Here is a 17,681-nt window from a genome sequence, read left to right as displayed (position 1 = left end):
TCCCGCCCGGGTCACACCGCGACCGCGCGACACCGCTCGATGACCGCCGACACAGACCCGTCGTGGTGGCGGTCGACGCTCGCCAACACGCCGCCGCCGTGACCGGTGGGTACCTCGACGACGAGCGCGTCCTCGAAGCGCCGGACGGTCGCCTCGAAGTCGCCCGCCGTCGAGAACAGGCGTTCGTAGTAGTCGCGTTCGAGCGAGTCGAACACCGCACCCTGGCGGATCGCGTCGAGGTCGTCGTCGTCGAGGGCGGGCGCCACGTCGTCGCGGAGGTACCGGACGTGGTAGTCGTCGCCGTCGTACGTCCCCACCGCGCGGAGAGCGTCGCCCACCTCCCGCCGGAGGTCCGTCACGAGCGCGTCGTCCATGGATTGAACCGTTCGACCGACGCGTGAAAAATATGTCGTGCCAGCGGTTCGCGCGGCGGCTACTCCTCGCCCACCGCGAGACTCCAGACGGCCGTCACACCCAGCAACAGCGCCGGGAGGAACGGCAACACGAGCATCGCGGCGAGGAATCGCAGTCCGATCTCGCCGGGGATCGTCGGGCGGACGTAGATGACGCCCGGGATCACGAGGAACGCCACGACCACCACCGCGACGAGCACCCAGCCTGCCCGACCGAGGTCGTCGTCCGCGTCGGCGGCCGCGTCGCCGTCGTCCGCGGCGTCGACGCGCTCGTAGCCGTCGCCCGTGTTGACGACGCGGGCGGTGCCGGAGTCGGTCTCAGAGCTCACTGTCTGGTCTAACCACCACCTTGCCAAAGCCCTCTCGGTTCTCGATCATCTCGTGTGCCCGTGCGGCCTCGCTCATCGGCAGGACCTCACGGATCCGCGGCTCGAAGGTGCCGTCCCACACGAGTTCGAGCACGTCGTCGACCTCGCCGGGCGTCGCCATCGTCGAGCCGATCACCTTCAGTTGGTTCCAGAAGATGCGGTTGATGTCCGTCTCCGGGCGCCCACCGGTGGTCGCCCCGCAGGTGACGACGCGCCCGCCCTTCGCGAGGCTCTTGAGCGAGTCGGTCCACGTCGCCGCACCGATGTGGTCGACGACCATGTCGACGCCGCGGCGGCCCGTCAGGTCGCGGATCTCCTTCGCGAAGTCGTCCTCCTCGTAGTTGATGACGTGTTCGGCGCCGCACTCCTCGGCGTACTGGAGTTTCTCCTCGGTGGAAGCCGTCGCGTACACCTCGGCGCCGACGAAGTCGGCGATCTGGACCGCGGCGTGGCCGACGCCGCCGGAGGCGCCGAGCACGAGAATCTTCTCGCCCGGGGCGAGTTCGCCCTGCGAGAGCAGCATCCGCCACGCGGTCTGGAACACGAGCGAGGCGGAGCCGGCGACCTCCCAGTCGACGTGCTCGGGGACGGGGACGAGGTTGTCCTCCGGTACGGCGGCCAGTTCCGAGTGGACGCCGCGCTGGTGCTCGCCGATGATCGAGAAGCGGACACACTCCGACTCCTCGCCGTGGCGGCAGAACTCACAGACGCCACAGGAGACGCCCGCCGAGACGGCGACGTGGTCGCCCTCCTCGAAGCGGGTGACACCCTCGCCGATTTCAGTCACGACGCCCGCCGCGTCCGAGCCAGGGATGTGCGGCATCTCCAGATCGATCCCCGGCAGGCCCTTTCGGGTCCAGATATCGAGGTGGTTGAGCGCGCCCGCCTTCACGTCGATGACCACTTCGCCGCGCTCCGGTTCCGGGTCGGGGAAGTCGCCGTACTCGATCACGTCGCGGTCACCGTGCTCCGAGAACTGGACTGCCTTCATGCGTGATGGCACGTGCCACGCGGGGGGAGTAAACCCTTCCCCCACGGCGATCCGAACGTGTCGGATGGCTCACCGATAGCTATAAGTCGATGTGTAAAGTCTCCTTTACTGTAAAGCGAGCTTTACACCATGTCCACCATCCACTCCGACCCGACCCCGCTCGTCTCGAACCGCCTCGTCCCCGCCGTCGTGAGGGCCCGCCGATGACGGAGGCCGTCGCCGCGCCGACGGTGGCGCGACGCCGCCGATACAAGCGACTGCTGTACGGCTCGGTCGCGGTCGCGGTCGTCGCCAACGTCGTGTTGCGCCTGCTCTCGTATCCCGTCGCGGCCGAGGCGACGTACCTGCTCGGGGTGCTCGCGTTCGTCGCCGTCTGGCGACTCAGCCCGGTGACGCTGTTCGACGAGCGCGACACGGAGCTCGAACGGCGCGCGAGCACGATCACGCTGTCCGTCGCCGGGGTCGTCCTCATCCTTGGGGCCTCGGGCACCCGGGCGTTGAGCGCGCTCGGCGTCTACGACGCGCCGCCGGTCGTCGCGGGCGTCCTGTACGGCTACGTCGCGCTGTTCGTCGTGTTCGCGCTGGCGCTCGGGTACGTCAAGTTCGCCGGATGAACAACGACGTGCGCGCCCGCCGCGAGGAGCGCGGCCTGAGTCAGGCGGGACTCGCCGACGAGGTCGGCGTCACCCGCCAGACGATCAACAGCATCGAGCGCGGTCGGTACGACCCGTCGCTAGAGTTGGCGTTCCGGCTCGCCGACTTCTTCGAGTGCCGGATCGAGGAGCTGTTCCACCCGGACCTCGACGAGGAGTGAGCCACGGTCCCACTGACGCTCCGTCCCCCAACACCCATTATCGTTCGTCCGACACGTCCGGTGTGAACCGTCCCCGCCTCCTCGCCGCCCTCCGGTCGCTCGTCCTCGCGGTCGGCCTCGCCGGCCACGTCGCCGTCGCCGCGTTCGTCATCCAGTTGCCACCGCCCCCGGAGACGGGCGACGGCGTCCCCGTGGGCTTTGCGTTCGCCTTCGCGCTGATCGGGACCGCCGTCGCCGGCATCGTCACGGCCGTCGGCTACGGGCTCCCCGTCGGCGAGGGGCGCCTCCGACTCGGACCGCTGGCGGACCGCTCGTGTCGGTACCGGCTGGTCGCCGGCGGGGCCGCCTCGTCGCTGACGGGGCTGTCGCTGGTTGTCGGCCTCGCGATGCTCCTCCAGGGGCGGCCCGCCGTCGTCGTGTGGGTGCTCGGCGTCGGTCTCCTCGTCGGTGGCGTGGTCGCGCTCGCGGTGGGCGGACTCGTAGTCGCGATCCGCCTCGGCGTCGACGGCGTCCGCGAGTCGCTGCGGACGCGGGCTTGAAGCGCCCGGCGTGGGAACGACCGCCCATGAGTGACGACCACGACCACGGCGACGAGCACCACCACGGACACGACGACGGCGACGGACACAGCCACGACCACGGCGACGGACACAGCCACGCAGACGACGACCACCACGCACACGACCTCGACGCGCTCGGCTACGCCGTCGTGACCGTCTCCACCTCGCGGAGTCACGAGGACGACCCCGCGGGCGACGCCATCGAGGCCGCGGTCGCCGACGCGGGTGACGAGGCGGTGGTTCGCGAAATCATCGCGGACGACTTCGACGGCGTGCAAGAGACCGTGGATCGACTGATCGACCGCGACGACGTCGACTGCGTCGTCACCACGGGCGGCACGGGCGTGACCCCCGACGACGTGACCGTGGAGGCGGTGACGCCGCTGTTCGACAAGGAGTTGCCCGGCTTCGGGGAACTGTTTCGGTCGCTGAGTCGCGAGGAGATCGGAACGATGGTCGTCGGGACGCGCGCGACCGCCGGCGTCGCCGACGGGGTGCCCGTGTTCTGTCTCCCGGGGAGCGAGAACGCCGCCAGACTCGGGAGCGAGGCGATCATCGTCGAGGAGGCGGGTCACCTCGCTGGGCTGGCGAGACGGGAGTGATCGAGGGCTGTCCGACGCGTTCGGAGCACGGTCGCCGCGGTCGCCGATACGAGCAGCGACCGGAGCGAACGAGTGGGCCGGTCCCCGAGGGGTCGGGTCGGGCCGAGTGCGAGTTGCGTCGCGAGGGTGAAGCGGCGACGGGGGCGGTCAGCGGGAGACGAGGCGGTCGGCGGCGGGTCCCCGCCCGAGGGGACGGGCGGGGAGCGGATTGGAGGGCCGTGCAGTCGGAGACCGACGCTTGGGGGCGATTTGACGTATTGTCGTCGTCAACATTACTTCACCGGCCGGACACCACCCCACGGATCGGGAAATGTCCCATCAAGCGGAACACACAACTGTTCGCCGTGCGTCTGTCCCGGACAGATGAGCGCCGGCGACACATCCGAGACGGCGGGGGTTCTGCGAAAGCGCCGCGACGTGTTGGCGGCGCTGTGTGAGGGGCCGGTTCGCAAGCGGACGCTCGTGGAGTCGCTCGGAGTCCCACGGACGACGCTCGACCGTGGCATTCGGGAACTGGTCGACGAGGGGCTCGCAGAGCGTGTCGACGGCGGATTCCAAGCGACGGTCGTCGGGGCGAAGGCGCTGGAGTCGGCCGACCGCTACCACGCAGAACTCGCCGGCCTCCACGAGGCGGAGGCGCTGTTCGAGTCGCTCCCGGCGGACACCCCCGTCGACGGGCGGTTCCTCGCCGGCGCGACGGTGAGTCAGCCCGACCCCAGCGTGCCGGACGGGGTGGTCGACCGCCTGTTCGAGTCGGTGCGGAACGCGACTCGGGTCCACGGGCTGGCGCCCGTCGTGCTCGGTGGCCACATCGACACCTTCGACACCGAAGCGAGGACCGGCGGCGCGGTGCCGAAGATGGTGCTCACCCCGGCCGTCTTCGACCACCTGGTCGAGAGCCGCCCCGAGCGCCTGCGCGAGCAGATCCGCGAGGGAGAGTTCGAGTTCTTCGTCGGACCGATAGACGCGCGCTTCGGGCTGTGGGTCGCCGACCACGACGACCGGCCAAGCGAGGCGGGCCTGCTCGTGTACACGGACACCGGCGTCGGCGGCGTCGCGATCAACGACACGCCAGAGGCGGTGCGGTGGGCGCACGAACAGTACGACGACGCCCGCGAGACTGCAGAGCCCGTCACCCTCGAACTGATCGCCGACCGACTGGCTGCGGGCGCGTCCGCCGGCGCGGAGTGACGGGGCGAGCCACGCGAGCGCCCCACACACCGGCGCGAACATGGACGCCTTTTTGAGCGCGAGCGGCCCAGAAGGGATATGTTGCTAACGGTCTCCGGCCCGCCGGGCAGCGGGAAGAGCACCACCGCCGCCGCGCTCGCGGAGGCGTTCGACCTCGAACACGTCTCCGGCGGTGACATCTTCCGCGAACTGGCCGCCGAGCGCGGGATGACGCCGGTCGAGTTCAACGAACTCGCCGAGGAAGAAGACCAGATCGACCGCGACCTCGACCGTCGCCTGCGCGACATCGCCGTCGAGCGCGACGACGTGCTGCTGGAGTCGCGCCTCGCCGGGTGGCTCGCCGCCGACCACGCGGATCTGCGGATCTGGCTGGACGCGCCGCTGGAGGTCCGCTGTGAGCGCATCGTCGACCGCGAGGAGAAGCCGCTGGAGCAGGTGATCGAGGAGACGCGCCGCCGCGAGTCGAGCGAGGCGAAGCGCTACCGCGAGTACTACAACATCGACATCGACGACCTCAGCATCTACGACCTCTCGTACAACACCGCGCGCTGGTCGCCCGAGGGCGTCCTCGGCATGCTCACGACCGCCGTCGACTCCTACGACCCCGACACCGACGAGGGGAAGGCGCCGGTCGAGGGCGTCGACTACGACTTCTGAGTCTCATGCGCCCGGCACCCGAGGATCGGTCTGTCGCGGAGTTGGCCGCGTTCGGCGTCGTCAACCTCGACAAGCCCGCCGGCCCCTCCGCCCACCAGGTCGCCGCGTGGGTGCGCGACCTCCTCGGCGTCGACCGCGCGGCCCACTCGGGGACGCTCGACCCGAAGGTGACGGGCTGTCTGCCCACGCTCACCGGCGACGCCACGCGGATGGCGCAGGTGTTTCTGGAGGGCGCCAAAGAGTACGTCGCCGTGCTCGAACTCCACGGCACCGCCCCGACGGACCTCGACCGCGTCGTCGCCGAGTTCGAGGGGGAGTTGTACCAGAAGCCGCCCCGCAAGTCCGCCGTCAAACGGAAACTCCGGACGCGCGAGGTGTACGACCTCGACGTGCTCGACCGGACCGACCGGCAGGTGCTCCTCCGGATTCGCTGTGAGTCGGGAACGTACGTCCGGAAACTGTGTCACGACATCGGCCTCGCGCTCGGGACGGGCGGCCACATGGGCCACCTCCGCCGCACCGCGACCGACCCGTTCGACGACCGCGACCTCCACACGCTGCACGACCTCGCCGACGGCATCGCGTTCGCCGACGGCCGAGACACACCTGACGGCGAACCGGACGAGTCGCTGCTGCGCGAGGTGCTCCGCCCCGCCGAGGACGCGATGACCGGCCTCCCGTCGCTGACCATCGCCGACTCCGCCGCTCGCGAGGTCGCCGAGGGCGCACCCGTGTACGCGCCGGGCGTACTCGCGGTCGGTGAGGTCGGTGCGGGTACGCCCGACGAGGGCGACCTGCTCGCCTGCTACACACCCAACGGGGCCGCAGTCTGTCTGGGTCGCCGACGAGGCGACCCGGCGGCGGAGGCTGGCGAGGTGGTCGAGTTGGAGCGCGTGCTGGTCTGAAGGCGAGCGCCTTCCGCGCGCCCACCACCGCGCGAGACACCGGGACTACAGCAGGTTGTACAGTTGCCACACCACCAGCAGCGCGGTCGGGACGCCGACGACGACGGTGGCGCTCCGGAGGTCGACCCGACGAGCGTGCCTCACCGCGTACACCCAGATGAACCCCTGGTAGACGGTCAGGAGGACGCCGACGGCGCCGGCGACGAGTAGTTCCGGGCGACTCTGGATCGACTCGACGAACTGCTGGATCTGCTGTGGGTCGTCTGGAAACTGCACGGCCGAGTACACCCGGTAGTTGACGACGGCGGTGACAACCCCGGCGACGATGGAGGGGACGAACCCCCAGCCGACGATTTTCAGCGTCCGCGAGAACGGCCCCTCGCCGTCGAACGGGATCGAGAGGACGTGGAACACGCCGGCTGCCACCACCCACACGACGAGCGGACCGACCAGGCCGCCGACGGCTCCGACGACCACGAAGACGCTCGCGAGGCCGCTGGCTTCCGGTGGGAGCGCCGAGAGCGTCGCACGCAACACGGGGATCGATCCGACGACGCCGACGACCCCCGCGGCGAGCACGACCAACATCGGTGCGAGGAACGCGGGGTCGTCGCGACGTTCGGCGAAGAAGCCGTCCGGGTCGGTGAGGGCACGTAACACGCTCCTGTCTGGTTGTGATTCGAACATAAAGCCGACGCCGACTGCCGGCTGTCGGGGCTTTTTCGCCGGGGACCCCCAGTCGCCGGCATGGACGACACACTCGCGGTCGGCACGGCCAGCGCCGACCCCGGCGAGCGCGACGACGGTTGGATCGACGCGACGCCGCTCCCCACTGGCGGGAGCGAGCGACTCCCCGTGACCGTGGTGAACGGCGCCGCCGACGGCCCGGTGCTGTGGGTGACCGGCGGCGTCCACGGCGACGAGGCGACCGGCGTCGCCGTCGCGCAGGACGCGGCGGCGACGCTGGCGCCGGTCGTGGACGACCTCGCCGGCGCCGTCGTCGTCGCGCCCGTCGTCAACCCCGCCGGCCTCCGGCGCAACGAGCGCACCTCCTACTACGGCGGCGACGACCCGAACCGCTACTTCCCGGACACCGAGCGCGACCGCTCGCGCCCGCCCGAGACGCAAGAGCGGATCGACACTCGCCTGTTCGAAGCACTGTCTGACTCGGCGGACCTGCTCGTCGACTGCCACACCGCGCAGGTTGGCTCGATGCCGTTCACCATCCGCGACCGCGTGCTGTACGGCGAGGAGCGCACCGAAGAAGAGGCCGAGGCGCTCGCCGAGGACCTCGACCGCCTCGCGAGCGCATTGGGACTCCCGGTGCTCACGGAGTACCCCGCCGAGGAGTACGTCGAGCAGGCGCTCCAGCGCTCGACCGCCGGCGCGGCGCTCAACACCGCCGGAATCCCCGCGATCACGGCGGAGTTGGGCGGCCACAGCGTGGTCGAGGAGGACGCCCGCGCGGCAGGCGTCGCGGGCATCTGCGCCGTCGCCGTCGAGTTCGGCCTGCTGGACGCGGTACCCGCGGGTGTCGGTGCCGCTGGCGAGGGGGTCCCGGACGCCCCTGTCGACTACCCCGTCCGGCGGTTCGTCGGCCCGCGCGTCGAGACGGCCGGGTTGGTGCGCCACCGCCTCGCCGTCGGGGACGCCGTCGAGGAGGGCGACGCGGTCGCCGACGTCGTGACGCCCCACGGCGAGGTGGTCGCGACGGTCGAGAGCGAGCACGACGGCTACGTGATCGGCCGGGCGGAGGGGCTGGCGACGTACGAGGGGAAGGCGGTCGCGAGCATGGCCGTCCGCGACGACGGCGACCTCGTGGTACCGCGCGATCCGGACGACGAGTGAGCGCCGCCGTGTCGTGTGATCGCACGACGGAGGGGGTCTGTGAAACGAAGGGCTTAACCTTGGGGCTCGTCTCTTCGCTGATGCGGGACCGTAGGGTAGTGGTATCCTCTGCGGATGGGGTCCGTAGGACCTGAGTTCGAATCTCGGCGGTCCCACTTCTTATCCTCTCGAGACGAATCTCAATCTGAGTCGCACCACAACGATTCACTGGACAGCTGGTACCAAACCAACCCAGCTCCCAGAACGCCCCTCATCACGGGACGCGACGACGACGCAGTCCTCGACGATGCGATCAGCGGTACCGAATCCTAACCAGACCTTCGCAACAACACAATATTCCTTTCTCGACACCAAACACACGCTTACCGAATTAGACAATCTTTACATACGACAGCACATGAGTTTGGATCAATGACCGGGTCCAACCAGGACTGGTGGCCGGAACAGCTCAAACTCGACGTCCTCGACGCCAACGCCCGCGACATCGACCCGATGGGCGCGGAGTTCGACTACGCGGAGGCGTTCGAGAGCCTCGACCTCGACGCCGTGAAGGCGGATCTGGAGGAGCTCATGACCGACTCCCAGGAGTGGTGGCCCGCCGACTACGGCCACTACGGCCCGCTGTTCATCCGGATGGCGTGGCACAGCGCGGGGACCTACCGCGCGAGCGACGGGCGCGGCGGCGCCGACGGCGGCCGACAGCGCTTCGCCCCGCTCAACAGCTGGCCGGACAACGCGAACCTCGACAAGGCGCGCCGCCTGCTGTGGCCGGTGAAGCAGAAGTACGGTCGCAACATCTCGTGGGCGGACCTGATGATCCTCGCGGGCAACGTCGCGATGGAGTCGATGGGGTTCAAGACGTTCGGCTTCGCCGGCGGTCGCGAGGACGACTACGCGCCCGACGACGCCGTCGACTGGGGCCCCGAGAGCGAGTTCGAGACGAACGAGCGCTTCGACGCGCCCGGTGAGATCATGGAGGGGCTCGGCGCCTCCGTGATGGGGCTCATCTACGTGAACCCCGAGGGGCCCGACGGCCAGCCCGACCCCGAGGCGTCCGCGAAGAACATCCGCCAGACGTTCGACCGCATGGCGATGAACGACGAGCAGACGGCGGCGCTCATCGCCGGCGGCCACACCTTCGGGAAGGTCCACGGCGCCGACGACCCCGAACCGAACCTCGGCCCCGAGCCCGAGGCCGCACCGATCGAAGAGCAGGGCTTGGGCTGGAAGAACGAGCACGGCTCGGGCAAGGGCGGCGACACCATCACCTCCGGCATCGAGGGACCGTGGAACGCCTCGCCGACCGAGTGGGACCTCGGCTACATCGACAACCTGCTCGAACACGAGTGGGAGCCGGAGAAGGGGCCCGGCGGCGCGTGGCAGTGGACCCCCGTCGACGAGGACGCCGTCGAGAAGGCGCCCGCGGCCGACGGCGACGGCGACCAGACGCCGATGATGCTCACCACCGACGTGGCGCTGAAGAAGGACCCGCAGTACCGCGAGATCATCGAGCGCTTCCAGGAGAACCCGATGGCGTTCGGGATGGCGTTCGCGAAGGCGTGGTACAAGCTCACGCACCGTGACATGGGCCCGCCGTCGCGGTTCCTCGGCCCCGAGGTGCCGGACGAGGAGATGCTGTGGCAGGACCCGCTGCCGGAGGCCGACTACGAGGTCGTCGGCGACGAGGAGGTCGCCGAACTGAAGGAGACGGTGCTCGCCACGGACCTGTCCGTCTCACAGCTCGTGAAGACCGCGTGGGCGTCGGCGTCGACGTACCGCGACAGCGACAAGCGCGGCGGCGCCAACGGCGCCCGCATCCGCCTGCGCCCGCAGCGCGACTGGGAGGCCAACGAGCCCGAGGAACTGGAGACCGTGCTCGACACGCTCCGTGACGTCCAGGAGGAGTTCAACGCCTCGCGCGACGACGACGTGCGCGTGTCGCTGGCGGACCTGATCGTGCTGGCCGGCAACGCCGCCCTCGAGGAGGCCGCCGCCGCCGCCGGCCACGACGTCGACGTGCCGTTCGAGCCCGGCCGCGTCGACGCGACCCAAGAGCAGACCGACGTCGACTCCTTCGAGGCGCTCGAGCCGACCGCGGACGGGTTCCGCAACTACCGCGCGGACGACGCGACTCGCGCCGGCGAGGACCTGCTGGTCGACAAGGCGGACCTGCTGAACCTGACGCCGTCGGAGATGACGGTGCTGGTCGGCGGGATGCGCACGCTCGACGCCACGTACGGCGACGACGACCACGTGTTCGTCGAGGAGCCGGAGACGCTCTCCAACGAGTTCTTCGCGAACCTGCTCGACATGGGCACCGAGTGGGAGCCGACCGACGACGAGAACCGGTTCGAGGTGCGCGACCGCGCCACCGGCGACGTGGAGGGCGAGGCGACGCGCGTCGACCTTATCTTCGGCTCGCACTCGCGGCTCCGTGCGGTCGCTGAGGTGTACGCCGCCGACGACGCCGACGAGCAGTTCGTCGAGGACTTCGTCGACGCGTGGACGAAGGTCATGACGGCCGACCGCTTCGACCTCGAGTAATCCACCGTCGCGGGGTCGGCGGCAGGCCCCGACCCCGAAACACACGATTCTGGCCGACAACCTGCGATTCTTCAGGTCCCGTCGCGTCCGCTGTCCCCCGGTACGGTGCCGTCGGTTCGCGTTCAGTCGCTCTGGTAGCCGGTCTTCTCTTCGACCTCCAGCGCCCACATGTCGATCCGACCGCGGGGGTCGGCGCCGCGGAACAGCGCGGGGTACCAGGCGTTGTCGCCGATGGCCTCGCGCGCGGCGGGCCAGTCGTCGTCGCCCAGTTTGGCGAGGCGGCCGCGGACGTTGACGCTGTGCCAGTCGTCGCGACTGGTGTCGTCGTACACCGTGAGCGTCGCGCGTTCGGTCGCCTCGGCGAACGCCGCCTTCGTACTCGGCTCGTGGTAGCCGACGAACACGAAGTAGCAGCGCTCGCCGTCGTAGCCGAACGACACCGGGATGGCGTACGCCTCGCCGTCGCGCGCCATCGAGAGGACGCCGGTGCCGTGCTCGCGGAGCGTGGCCTCCACGGCGGCCTCGCTCATCTCGTTGTCGACCAACGCGTCCAGGTCTCCGGTCGAGTCGTTCATGCCACTCTTGTTAGTCGTCCGACCATATGAATCGCTCTCCGACTCCGGCCGACGTGGATTGCGTCTGGTGATCGACCGCCGGACGATTTATCGCCGGAGACGGCGACCACACGTACATGACTATCGCCCGTCACGAGAGCGGGCCCGCCGCGGTCGCACGCGCGTACGCCTCGCAGGTCCACCCGGTGTTCATGCTCCCGCCGGTCGCGACGGCGCTGTTCGGCGCGGCGCTCTCGACCGCCGGGACGCGGGCGTTCGACCCACTTGTCGCGCTCGTGTACGCCGGCGCGGCGTTCTTCGCCGTCTACACCGCCCACGTGAAAGACGGCTACGTCGACTTCCACGTCCGCGGCGAGGACGACGACCATCCGATGACCGTACGGGGGTGTCGGATTGGTCTCGCGGGTGCGACGGTCGGCTTCGGTGCGTGCCTCGTCGGACTCGCCGTCCTCGCGACCCCGCTCTCGGTCGCGCTCGCGGCGCCGATGTGGGCCATCGGCTACCTCCACGCCCCGCAGTTCGACACCAACCCGGTGACGACGACGCTCGGCTACCCCGTCGGCATCGCGCTGTGTCTCCTCGGCGGCTACGCCGCCCAGACCGGGACGCTCGCGGTCGCCCCGCTCGCGCTCGCGGCGGTGTTCGTCGTCACGCTCGCCGGGGTGAAGGTGATCGACGACACGCAAGACTACGCGTACGACCGCACCATCGACAAACGGACCGTCGCCGTCGCGCTCGGTCCCGACCGTGCCCGCTCGCTGGCGGTGGCGAGTCTCGGCGTCGGCCTGTTCGCGGTCGTCCCGCTCGCGGTGGTGGGCGTGCTGCCGCCGGCCTCGCCGGTCGCGAGCCTCGCGTTCGGCTTCGTCGCGGTCGTCGCCGTCCGGAGAGACGCGACGACGGCGACCATGCTGCTGGTGCGGGGCGCGTACCTGTTCCTCGCGGGCCTGCTCGTGGCGGTGTTCTTCCGACCGCTGGCGGGCGTCTCGCTGCCGGACGTCACCGTCCTCGGCCCGTACACCTACCTCGCGACGGAGGTCGTGTTCGGAACCGCCGCACTCGCACTCCTCCGCCATGCGGGCCGGGCGGCGACGTGGCGCGCCGCGCGGACCGTCGCCGCCGTCTACCCGCTCGCGTACGTCTGGGACTGGTACACGCTGGAGGTCGGCGTGTTCTCGATTCCGATGCGCACCGGCGTCGAACTGCTCGGCATCCCCCTGGAGGAACACATCTTCATGGTCGTCGTTCCGGCGCTCGTGCTCGGGGTGCACGAGACCGTGAACCCGGGCGCCGAGCGCGAGCGGCAGCCGGTGGAGAACGACTGAGCTGGCTCAGTCGCGCTGAGCCTTCGGGTTCGTGACGGCGCCGTTGGCCGCACTCCCGAAGTCGCGGGCGTACTTCGCGAGCACGCCGCCGCGGTACGGCGGTTCGGGCGCCTCGTAGGCGTCGGCACGCTCGGCGAGTTCCTCGTCACTCAGATCGACCGAGAGGTCGCGGTTCGGGATGTCTACCGTCACCGTGTCGCCGTCCTTGACGAGGCCGATGGGGCCGCCCTCGACGGCCTCGGGGGCGACGTGGCCGACCATCGGCCCGCGCGTCGCGCCGGAGAAGCGCCCGTCCGTCAACAGCGCCACGTCGTCCTCGTGGCCCGCGCCGACGACGGCGGCGGTGACGCCGAGCATCTCGCGCATCCCGGGGCCGCCGCGGGGGCCCTCGTTGCGGATGACGAGCACGTCGCCAGACTCGATGGCGCCCGACTGGACGTACTCCATGGCGTCCTCCTCGGCCTCGAACACGCGGGCGGGTCCCTCGTGGTGGAACGCGTCGTCGCCGGTCACCTTCAGCACCGCGCCGTCGGGTGCGAGGTTGCCCGTCAGCACCTTGATCGCACCCTCCTCGCTGTACGGCTCGTCGACGGTGTAGAGGAAGTCCGCCTCGATGTCGTCGTCCGCGGGGAGGTGGCCCGTCTCCTCCAGCAGTTCGATCTCTTCGGCCATCGTCCGCCCGGTGACCGTCATCGCGTCGCCGTGCATGTACCCGCCCTCGATGAGCCGGCGGATCACGACCGGGACGCCGCCGACGGCGTCGAGGTCCTGCATGACACGCGTGCCGCCGGGCTGGAGATTCGCGATCTTCGGCGTGCGCCGGGAGATCTCGTCGAACTCCGTGATGTCGAGGTCGACGTCGGCCTCTGCCGCCAGCGCGAGCAGGTGGAGGACGGCGTTCGTCGACCCGCCCATCGCCACCTGCACCGCGATGGCGTTCTCGAACGACTTCTTCGAGATGATGTCCGAGGGCCGGCGGTCCTCGGCGACGCACTCCAAGGCCAGTTCGCCGGCGCGTTTGGCCACGTCGTAGCGCTCCTCGGACTCGGCCATCGGCGACGCGGAGCCGAGCGGCGCCATCCCGAGCGCCTCCGAGATGCTCGCCATCGTGTTGGCGGTGAACATCCCGCCGCAGGAGCCCGCGCCAGGGCAGGCGTGGCGCTCCATCTGGTCCAACTCCTCGGCGCTCATGTCGCCCTCGGCGTACGTGCCGACGCCCTCGAACACGTTCTGGACGGTCACGTCGCGCCCCTCGTGTTCGCCGGGCTTGATCGACCCGCCGTACAGGAACACGGACGGGAGGTCAGTGCGGATGGACGCCATCAGCATCCCGGGGAGGTTCTTGTCACAGCCAGCGACGGTGACGAGCGCGTCCATGCGCTCGCCGAAGGAGACGAGTTCGACCGAGTCGGCGATCACCTCTCGCGAGATGAGGCTCGCCTTCATCCCCTCGGTCCCCATCGAGATGGCGTCGGAGATGGTGACGGTGCCGAACTCGATGGGCATCCCCTGGGCCGACTCGACGCCCTCGCGGGCGGCGTCGGCGACGTCGTCGAGGTGGACGTTGCACGGCGTGATGTCGGCGGCGGGGTTCGGGATGCCGATCATCGGCGAGGACAGGTCGGCGTCGTCGTACCCCATCGCGCGGAACATTGCGCGGTGGGGCGCGCGCTCGGCGCCCGCGGTCACCTCGCGGCTCCGGAGGGACTCGTCTTTCTCGCCGGCGAACGCGTCCGCGTCGGCCGGCGCGTCCTCACCCGCGTCGCCGTCGCGGTCCGCTTCGGGCGGCTGGTGTTCGCTCATACCACCGGGTCGGCGTCGGGCCTGATAAACTGCCGCACACGAACAGATGTTGCTGTCGGAGCGAGCGCGCTCAGCGGCCGGCGTGGACGGCTTCACACCGGCCTCGTGTCCGACTGGCGAATCGGTACCGACGTTAGTCTTAAAGCCGCGTCTGTGGTTGAACGCGTACCAACCGCCGTCGCGACCGAGCGACGCCGAGTCAGTCGGACACGCGCGACGGCAGACCGAACGGAGCCACCCACAGATGTCCGCAACCACGTACGTCGTTCCGCTCCTCTGGGTAGCGGGAGCGACCTCCCTCGCCGTGTTGCTGCTGGTGCTGTGGCGCCGGCGGGTGAGCATCGGCGGACCCGAGGTACTCGGGTTCGTCGGACTGGCGGTCGGCGCGACGCTGTGGACGTGGTCGTACGCCCTCCAACTGAGTGCGACGACGCTCCCGGTGATCGTCGCGTACAACCACCTGCTGTGGATCGGCACCGGGATCGTCGGCGCCTCGTGGCCGGTCTTCGCGTTCGCGGTCGCCGGCGAGGACCGCTGGCTCACCCGGTACCGGCTCCCGCTGATCTCGGGGGTCCCCCTGGGATTCGCCCTGCTCGCGATCTCGAACCGGGCACACAACCTGATCTACAGCGACGTGTCACTCGTCGCCGGGGAGGTCGTGCGCTCGACGGTGACGCCGGGTATCGGGTTCGGCGTCTTCCTCCTGTGGTCGTTCGGGGTGAACAGCTACGTCCTCTGGCGGGTCGGGGTGAGCTGTCGGGGGACGACCGGCGCCGCGCGGGCGCGGCGACTCGTCGTGTTCGCGGCGGGGCTGTTGCCGATGATCGCCGGGATCGCGAGCATCGCCGGGGCATCGGGCGACTCCCCCGTCATCGACTTCACGCCGGTGACGTTCTCCGTGACGACGCTGTTCACCGGGGCCGCGATCACGCGGTACCGCCTGCTCGACTCGATTGCCGTCGCACAGGACCACGTCGTCAACCGACTCTCGGACCCCGTCGTCGTCGTCGACGGCGACGAGACGGTTCGGGCCACGAACGCGGCGGCGACGCGACTGTTCGGGGGCGACGACCCGGTGGGGCGCTCGCTCGCAGACGTGTTCAGGAGCCACCCGCGACTCGTCGAGGCGATCCGCGAGGCGTCGAGCGACGAGCGGGCCGACGTGACCGTCACGTTCGACGAGCCGCCCGCTCGGGAACCGCCGGCGACCAGCGGGACGTCGACCACCGCGGACGACCGTGTGGCCGACCCTGCCGACGCGACCGACACCGACGACCGAGTCGGTGCCGGCGGCCCGCGCACGTTCACCGTCTCGGTCAGCGCGCTCGCGGGGACCGACGCGGTCGCCCTCGTGTTCAGGGACATCACCGACCGCCGGCTGGCAGAACAGCGTGCGGCGGTGCTCAACCGGATGCTCCGCCACGACCTCCGGAACGACATCTCGGTGATCGACGGCTACCTGGACCTGCTCCGGCAGGAACTCGGCGACGCCGACACGGACGCCGTCGCCGACGCGCTCGACGTGCTCACCGCACGGGCCGACGGGATGATCGACGTCACCGAACAGGCCGCACTCGCGGACTCGGTCGTGGACGCCGACACCGACGTCCGCCGGTTCGACGCGACCGCCGTCGTCCGCCGCCGCTGCGAGCAGGCGACCAGGGAGCACCCGGGCGTGCGCCTCGACACGTCGCTGCCGGACGGCGCCGTCCACATCTCCGCCGTCGCCGCGTTCCCGTCGGTGGTCGACAACCTGATCGAGAACGCCATCGAACACGCCGACGGCGACCAGCCGCACCTCGTCGTCTCGCTGACCGTCGCGGCCGACGGGTCGACCGTCGAACTCCGCGTCGCGGACGACGGCCCGGGTCTCCCGCCCGACGACCGGGCGATACTCGTCGGCGACGACCCCTCGCTCGAACGTGCGAGCGGCCTCGGCCTGTGGCTCGTCAACCGGATCGTCCGGCTCTCCGGGGGGTCGGTCACCGCCACCGACGGACACGACGGCGGGACGACCGTCTCGGTGACGCTCCCCGTCGCCGGGCCGCCGACGGCACCGTCGACCGCCGCGGACGCCGACGCCCCCGACGAGTCCCGCACGTCCGTCTGACGGGAGGCGCGACGCCGGGGCCGGCCTACGCTCGCGCGCCGGCGTTCACGACGCGTCGGACGCCGGCGCCGCCGGAGCGGCCTGGTCGTCGTCGCGCGCCGGCGCGTGCTCCGGCCAGACGCGCCGGAGGTGCCCGCGGATCGCGCCGTCGACGAACGCCTCGTTGTCGAGGTTCGCGGCGTGACCGGCGTGCGGGACGACGAGCAGGCGCGTGTGCGGGATCAGCGACGCGATGCTCCGCATCTGCCGTCGGATCAGCGCCGTCTCCTGCTCGCCGTACACCGCCAACGTCGGGACGGTGATCGCGCCGTAGTCGACGCTCGTCCGGTGGAACGACGCCAGCGCGCGGACCACCTTCTCGAACTCCCCGCTCGGCATCCGTGGCCCACGGGCGCGGATCGCTTCGATCCGGTCGTAGTCGCCGCCGACTCGCTCGCCCGAGAGCCGTTCCTGGAGCCACACCATCGCGCGCTCGACTCGCTCGAAGCCGACCAGTCGCGCCGGAGGGATCGTGAGCCGGAGCAGTTGTCGCTGGAGCAGGTCCCCGACGGTGAGCGGGACGGGACCGAACGTGTCCGCGAGGATCAGCCCCGAGAGGCGGTCGGGGTGTCGCGCCGCGTACGTCATCGCGATGCTCCCGCCCATCGACAGTCCACACACCACGGGTCGGTCGAGGTCGAGCGCCTCCACCAGCGCGGCGAGGTCGTCGGCGAACAGGTCGATGGAGTACGACTCCCGGGCGGAGCCACCGGTCCGTCCGTGGCCGCGCACGTCGTACGCGACGACGGTGTACTCGTCGGCGAGGGCGTCGAGTTGCGGCGCCCACTGGGTGTGGTCGACGAGCGCGCCGTGGACGAACACGACCGGCGGGCCGTCGCCGCGGCGCTCGTAGTACGTCTCGATGTCGTTCGTCTCCACGGTGGGCATGACGAGAACCTACGCGGTCGGCGCGAATAGCTGTTGCTCGCCGAACAGGAC

General features: G+C 70.4%; 18 protein-coding genes and 1 tRNA gene. 12 read left to right on the top strand and 7 right to left on the bottom strand.

All coding sequences use genetic code 11. The features are described 5' to 3' along the window. Positions 1-11: 11 nt before the first annotated feature. Genes P0R32_RS04700 through P0R32_RS04690 form a run of 3 tightly spaced genes read right to left on the bottom strand, consistent with a single transcriptional unit; the run spans position 12 to position 1,772 of the window. Complete coding sequence (locus P0R32_RS04700; RefSeq protein ID WP_276238796.1) at positions 12-374, bottom strand: DUF7522 family protein; 363 nt, start codon at positions 372-374, stop codon at positions 12-14. 59 nt (positions 375-433) lie between these two features. Then, on the bottom strand, positions 434-742 hold the full coding sequence (locus P0R32_RS04695) for a DUF7977 family protein (RefSeq protein WP_276238795.1): 309 nt from the start codon (positions 740-742) through the stop codon (positions 434-436). Then, positions 732-1,772: a zinc-binding dehydrogenase gene (locus P0R32_RS04690; protein WP_276238794.1), complete on the bottom strand. Its 1,041-nt coding sequence runs from the start codon at positions 1,770-1,772 to the stop codon at positions 732-734. Before P0R32_RS04690 ends, P0R32_RS04695 begins: the two co-directional genes overlap by 11 nt. A gap of 203 nt (positions 1,773-1,975) precedes the next feature. Between P0R32_RS04690 and P0R32_RS04685 the strand changes: the two genes are divergently transcribed. The 7 genes from P0R32_RS04685 (at position 1,976) to P0R32_RS04655 (ending at position 6,501) form a co-directional block, all read left to right on the top strand. Next, the gene (locus P0R32_RS04685; RefSeq protein WP_276238793.1) at positions 1,976-2,386 is read left to right on the top strand and encodes a DUF2178 domain-containing protein; all 411 of its coding nucleotides are present in this window, start codon (positions 1,976-1,978) and stop codon (positions 2,384-2,386) included. Beyond that, positions 2,383-2,586: a helix-turn-helix transcriptional regulator gene (locus tag P0R32_RS04680; protein ID WP_276238792.1), complete on the top strand. Its 204-nt coding sequence runs from the start codon at positions 2,383-2,385 to the stop codon at positions 2,584-2,586. The genes P0R32_RS04685 and P0R32_RS04680 overlap by 4 nt, the downstream gene beginning before the upstream one ends. Before the next feature lie 62 nt (positions 2,587-2,648). Continuing rightward, entirely contained in the window at positions 2,649-3,125 is a 477-nt protein-coding gene (locus P0R32_RS04675) for a hypothetical protein (protein ID WP_276238791.1), read from the top strand. A 26-nt stretch (positions 3,126-3,151) separates the two neighbouring features. Further along, positions 3,152-3,748, top strand: a complete 597-nt coding sequence (locus P0R32_RS04670) for a MogA/MoaB family molybdenum cofactor biosynthesis protein (protein ID WP_276238790.1) — start codon at positions 3,152-3,154, stop codon at positions 3,746-3,748. Between the two features lie 363 nt (positions 3,749-4,111). Beyond that, the gene (locus tag P0R32_RS04665) at positions 4,112-4,939 is read left to right on the top strand and encodes a helix-turn-helix transcriptional regulator (protein WP_276238789.1); all 828 of its coding nucleotides are present in this window, start codon (positions 4,112-4,114) and stop codon (positions 4,937-4,939) included. 78 nt (positions 4,940-5,017) lie between these two features. Continuing rightward, entirely contained in the window at positions 5,018-5,596 is a 579-nt protein-coding gene (gene cmk, locus P0R32_RS04660; protein ID WP_276238788.1) for a (d)CMP kinase, read from the top strand. 5 nt (positions 5,597-5,601) lie between these two features. Then, on the top strand, positions 5,602-6,501 hold the full coding sequence (locus tag P0R32_RS04655) for an RNA-guided pseudouridylation complex pseudouridine synthase subunit Cbf5 (protein WP_276238787.1): 900 nt from the start codon (positions 5,602-5,604) through the stop codon (positions 6,499-6,501). Between the two features lie 45 nt (positions 6,502-6,546). Here the strand turns inward: P0R32_RS04655 and P0R32_RS04650 are convergent, their stop codons facing one another. Further along, complete coding sequence (locus P0R32_RS04650) at positions 6,547-7,161, bottom strand: Yip1 family protein (protein ID WP_276238786.1); 615 nt, start codon at positions 7,159-7,161, stop codon at positions 6,547-6,549. 87 nt (positions 7,162-7,248) lie between these two features. On the opposite strand from P0R32_RS04650, the gene P0R32_RS04645 reads away from it, so the two are divergent. The 3 genes from P0R32_RS04645 (at position 7,249) to katG (ending at position 10,893) form a co-directional block, all read left to right on the top strand. Beyond that, the gene (locus P0R32_RS04645; RefSeq protein ID WP_276238785.1) at positions 7,249-8,349 is read left to right on the top strand and encodes a succinylglutamate desuccinylase/aspartoacylase family protein; all 1,101 of its coding nucleotides are present in this window, start codon (positions 7,249-7,251) and stop codon (positions 8,347-8,349) included. Between the two features lie 84 nt (positions 8,350-8,433). Beyond that, a tRNA-Pro gene (locus P0R32_RS04640) sits at positions 8,434-8,504 on the top strand. A 256-nt stretch (positions 8,505-8,760) separates the two neighbouring features. Further along, complete coding sequence (gene katG, locus P0R32_RS04635) at positions 8,761-10,893, top strand: catalase/peroxidase HPI (protein WP_276238784.1); 2,133 nt, start codon at positions 8,761-8,763, stop codon at positions 10,891-10,893. A 122-nt stretch (positions 10,894-11,015) separates the two neighbouring features. Here katG and P0R32_RS04630 read toward each other — a convergent pair whose 3' ends face one another. Next, the gene (locus P0R32_RS04630) at positions 11,016-11,468 is read right to left on the bottom strand and encodes a pyridoxamine 5'-phosphate oxidase family protein (protein ID WP_276238783.1); all 453 of its coding nucleotides are present in this window, start codon (positions 11,466-11,468) and stop codon (positions 11,016-11,018) included. A gap of 116 nt (positions 11,469-11,584) precedes the next feature. Here P0R32_RS04630 and P0R32_RS04625 point away from each other — a divergent pair, with 116 nt between their 5' ends. Next, positions 11,585-12,790 carry a lycopene cyclase domain-containing protein gene (locus P0R32_RS04625; RefSeq protein ID WP_276238782.1) on the top strand — a complete coding sequence of 402 codons (1,206 nt, stop codon included), beginning with the start codon at positions 11,585-11,587 and terminating at the stop codon, positions 12,788-12,790. 6 nt (positions 12,791-12,796) lie between these two features. Here the strand turns inward: P0R32_RS04625 and ilvD are convergent, their stop codons facing one another. Continuing rightward, positions 12,797-14,593 carry a dihydroxy-acid dehydratase gene (gene ilvD, locus P0R32_RS04620; protein WP_276238781.1) on the bottom strand — a complete coding sequence of 599 codons (1,797 nt, stop codon included), beginning with the start codon at positions 14,591-14,593 and terminating at the stop codon, positions 12,797-12,799. Between the two features lie 244 nt (positions 14,594-14,837). Between ilvD and P0R32_RS04615 the strand changes: the two genes are divergently transcribed. Next, positions 14,838-16,703, top strand: a complete 1,866-nt coding sequence (locus P0R32_RS04615) for a sensor histidine kinase (protein ID WP_276238780.1) — start codon at positions 14,838-14,840, stop codon at positions 16,701-16,703. Between the two features lie 45 nt (positions 16,704-16,748). On the opposite strand, the gene P0R32_RS04610 is transcribed toward P0R32_RS04615, so the two are convergent. Continuing rightward, positions 16,749-17,630, bottom strand: coding sequence for an alpha/beta fold hydrolase (locus tag P0R32_RS04610; protein WP_276238779.1), 882 nt, complete (start codon positions 17,628-17,630; stop codon positions 16,749-16,751). Positions 17,631-17,681 lie beyond the last annotated feature (51 nt).

Origin of the sequence: Halobaculum marinum (genome assembly GCF_029338555.1) — an archaeon.
Classification (GTDB): Archaea; Halobacteriota; Halobacteria; order Halobacteriales; family Haloferacaceae; genus Halobaculum; species Halobaculum marinum.
Note: the sequence above shows the minus strand (reverse complement) of the source record. Positions and strands in the feature narration are given on the sequence as shown.

Coding starts and splice junctions, on each gene's coding strand:
- P0R32_RS04700 (WP_276238796.1), bottom strand. CDS start 374: ATGGACGACGCGCTCGTGACGGACCTCCGGCGGGAGGTGGGCGACGCT.
- P0R32_RS04690 (WP_276238794.1), bottom strand. CDS start 1,772: ATGAAGGCAGTCCAGTTCTCGGAGCACGGTGACCGCGACGTGATCGAG.
- P0R32_RS04685 (WP_276238793.1), top strand. CDS start 1,976: ATGACGGAGGCCGTCGCCGCGCCGACGGTGGCGCGACGCCGCCGATAC.
- P0R32_RS04680 (WP_276238792.1), top strand. CDS start 2,383: ATGAACAACGACGTGCGCGCCCGCCGCGAGGAGCGCGGCCTGAGTCAG.
- P0R32_RS04670 (WP_276238790.1), top strand. CDS start 3,152: ATGAGTGACGACCACGACCACGGCGACGAGCACCACCACGGACACGAC.
- P0R32_RS04665 (WP_276238789.1), top strand. CDS start 4,112: ATGAGCGCCGGCGACACATCCGAGACGGCGGGGGTTCTGCGAAAGCGC.
- cmk (WP_276238788.1), top strand. CDS start 5,018: ATGTTGCTAACGGTCTCCGGCCCGCCGGGCAGCGGGAAGAGCACCACC.
- P0R32_RS04655 (WP_276238787.1), top strand. CDS start 5,602: ATGCGCCCGGCACCCGAGGATCGGTCTGTCGCGGAGTTGGCCGCGTTC.
- P0R32_RS04645 (WP_276238785.1), top strand. CDS start 7,249: ATGGACGACACACTCGCGGTCGGCACGGCCAGCGCCGACCCCGGCGAG.
- katG (WP_276238784.1), top strand. CDS start 8,761: ATGACCGGGTCCAACCAGGACTGGTGGCCGGAACAGCTCAAACTCGAC.
- P0R32_RS04630 (WP_276238783.1), bottom strand. CDS start 11,468: ATGAACGACTCGACCGGAGACCTGGACGCGTTGGTCGACAACGAGATG.
- P0R32_RS04625 (WP_276238782.1), top strand. CDS start 11,585: ATGACTATCGCCCGTCACGAGAGCGGGCCCGCCGCGGTCGCACGCGCG.
- ilvD (WP_276238781.1), bottom strand. CDS start 14,593: ATGAGCGAACACCAGCCGCCCGAAGCGGACCGCGACGGCGACGCGGGT.
- P0R32_RS04615 (WP_276238780.1), top strand. CDS start 14,838: ATGTCCGCAACCACGTACGTCGTTCCGCTCCTCTGGGTAGCGGGAGCG.
- P0R32_RS04610 (WP_276238779.1), bottom strand. CDS start 17,630: ATGCCCACCGTGGAGACGAACGACATCGAGACGTACTACGAGCGCCGC.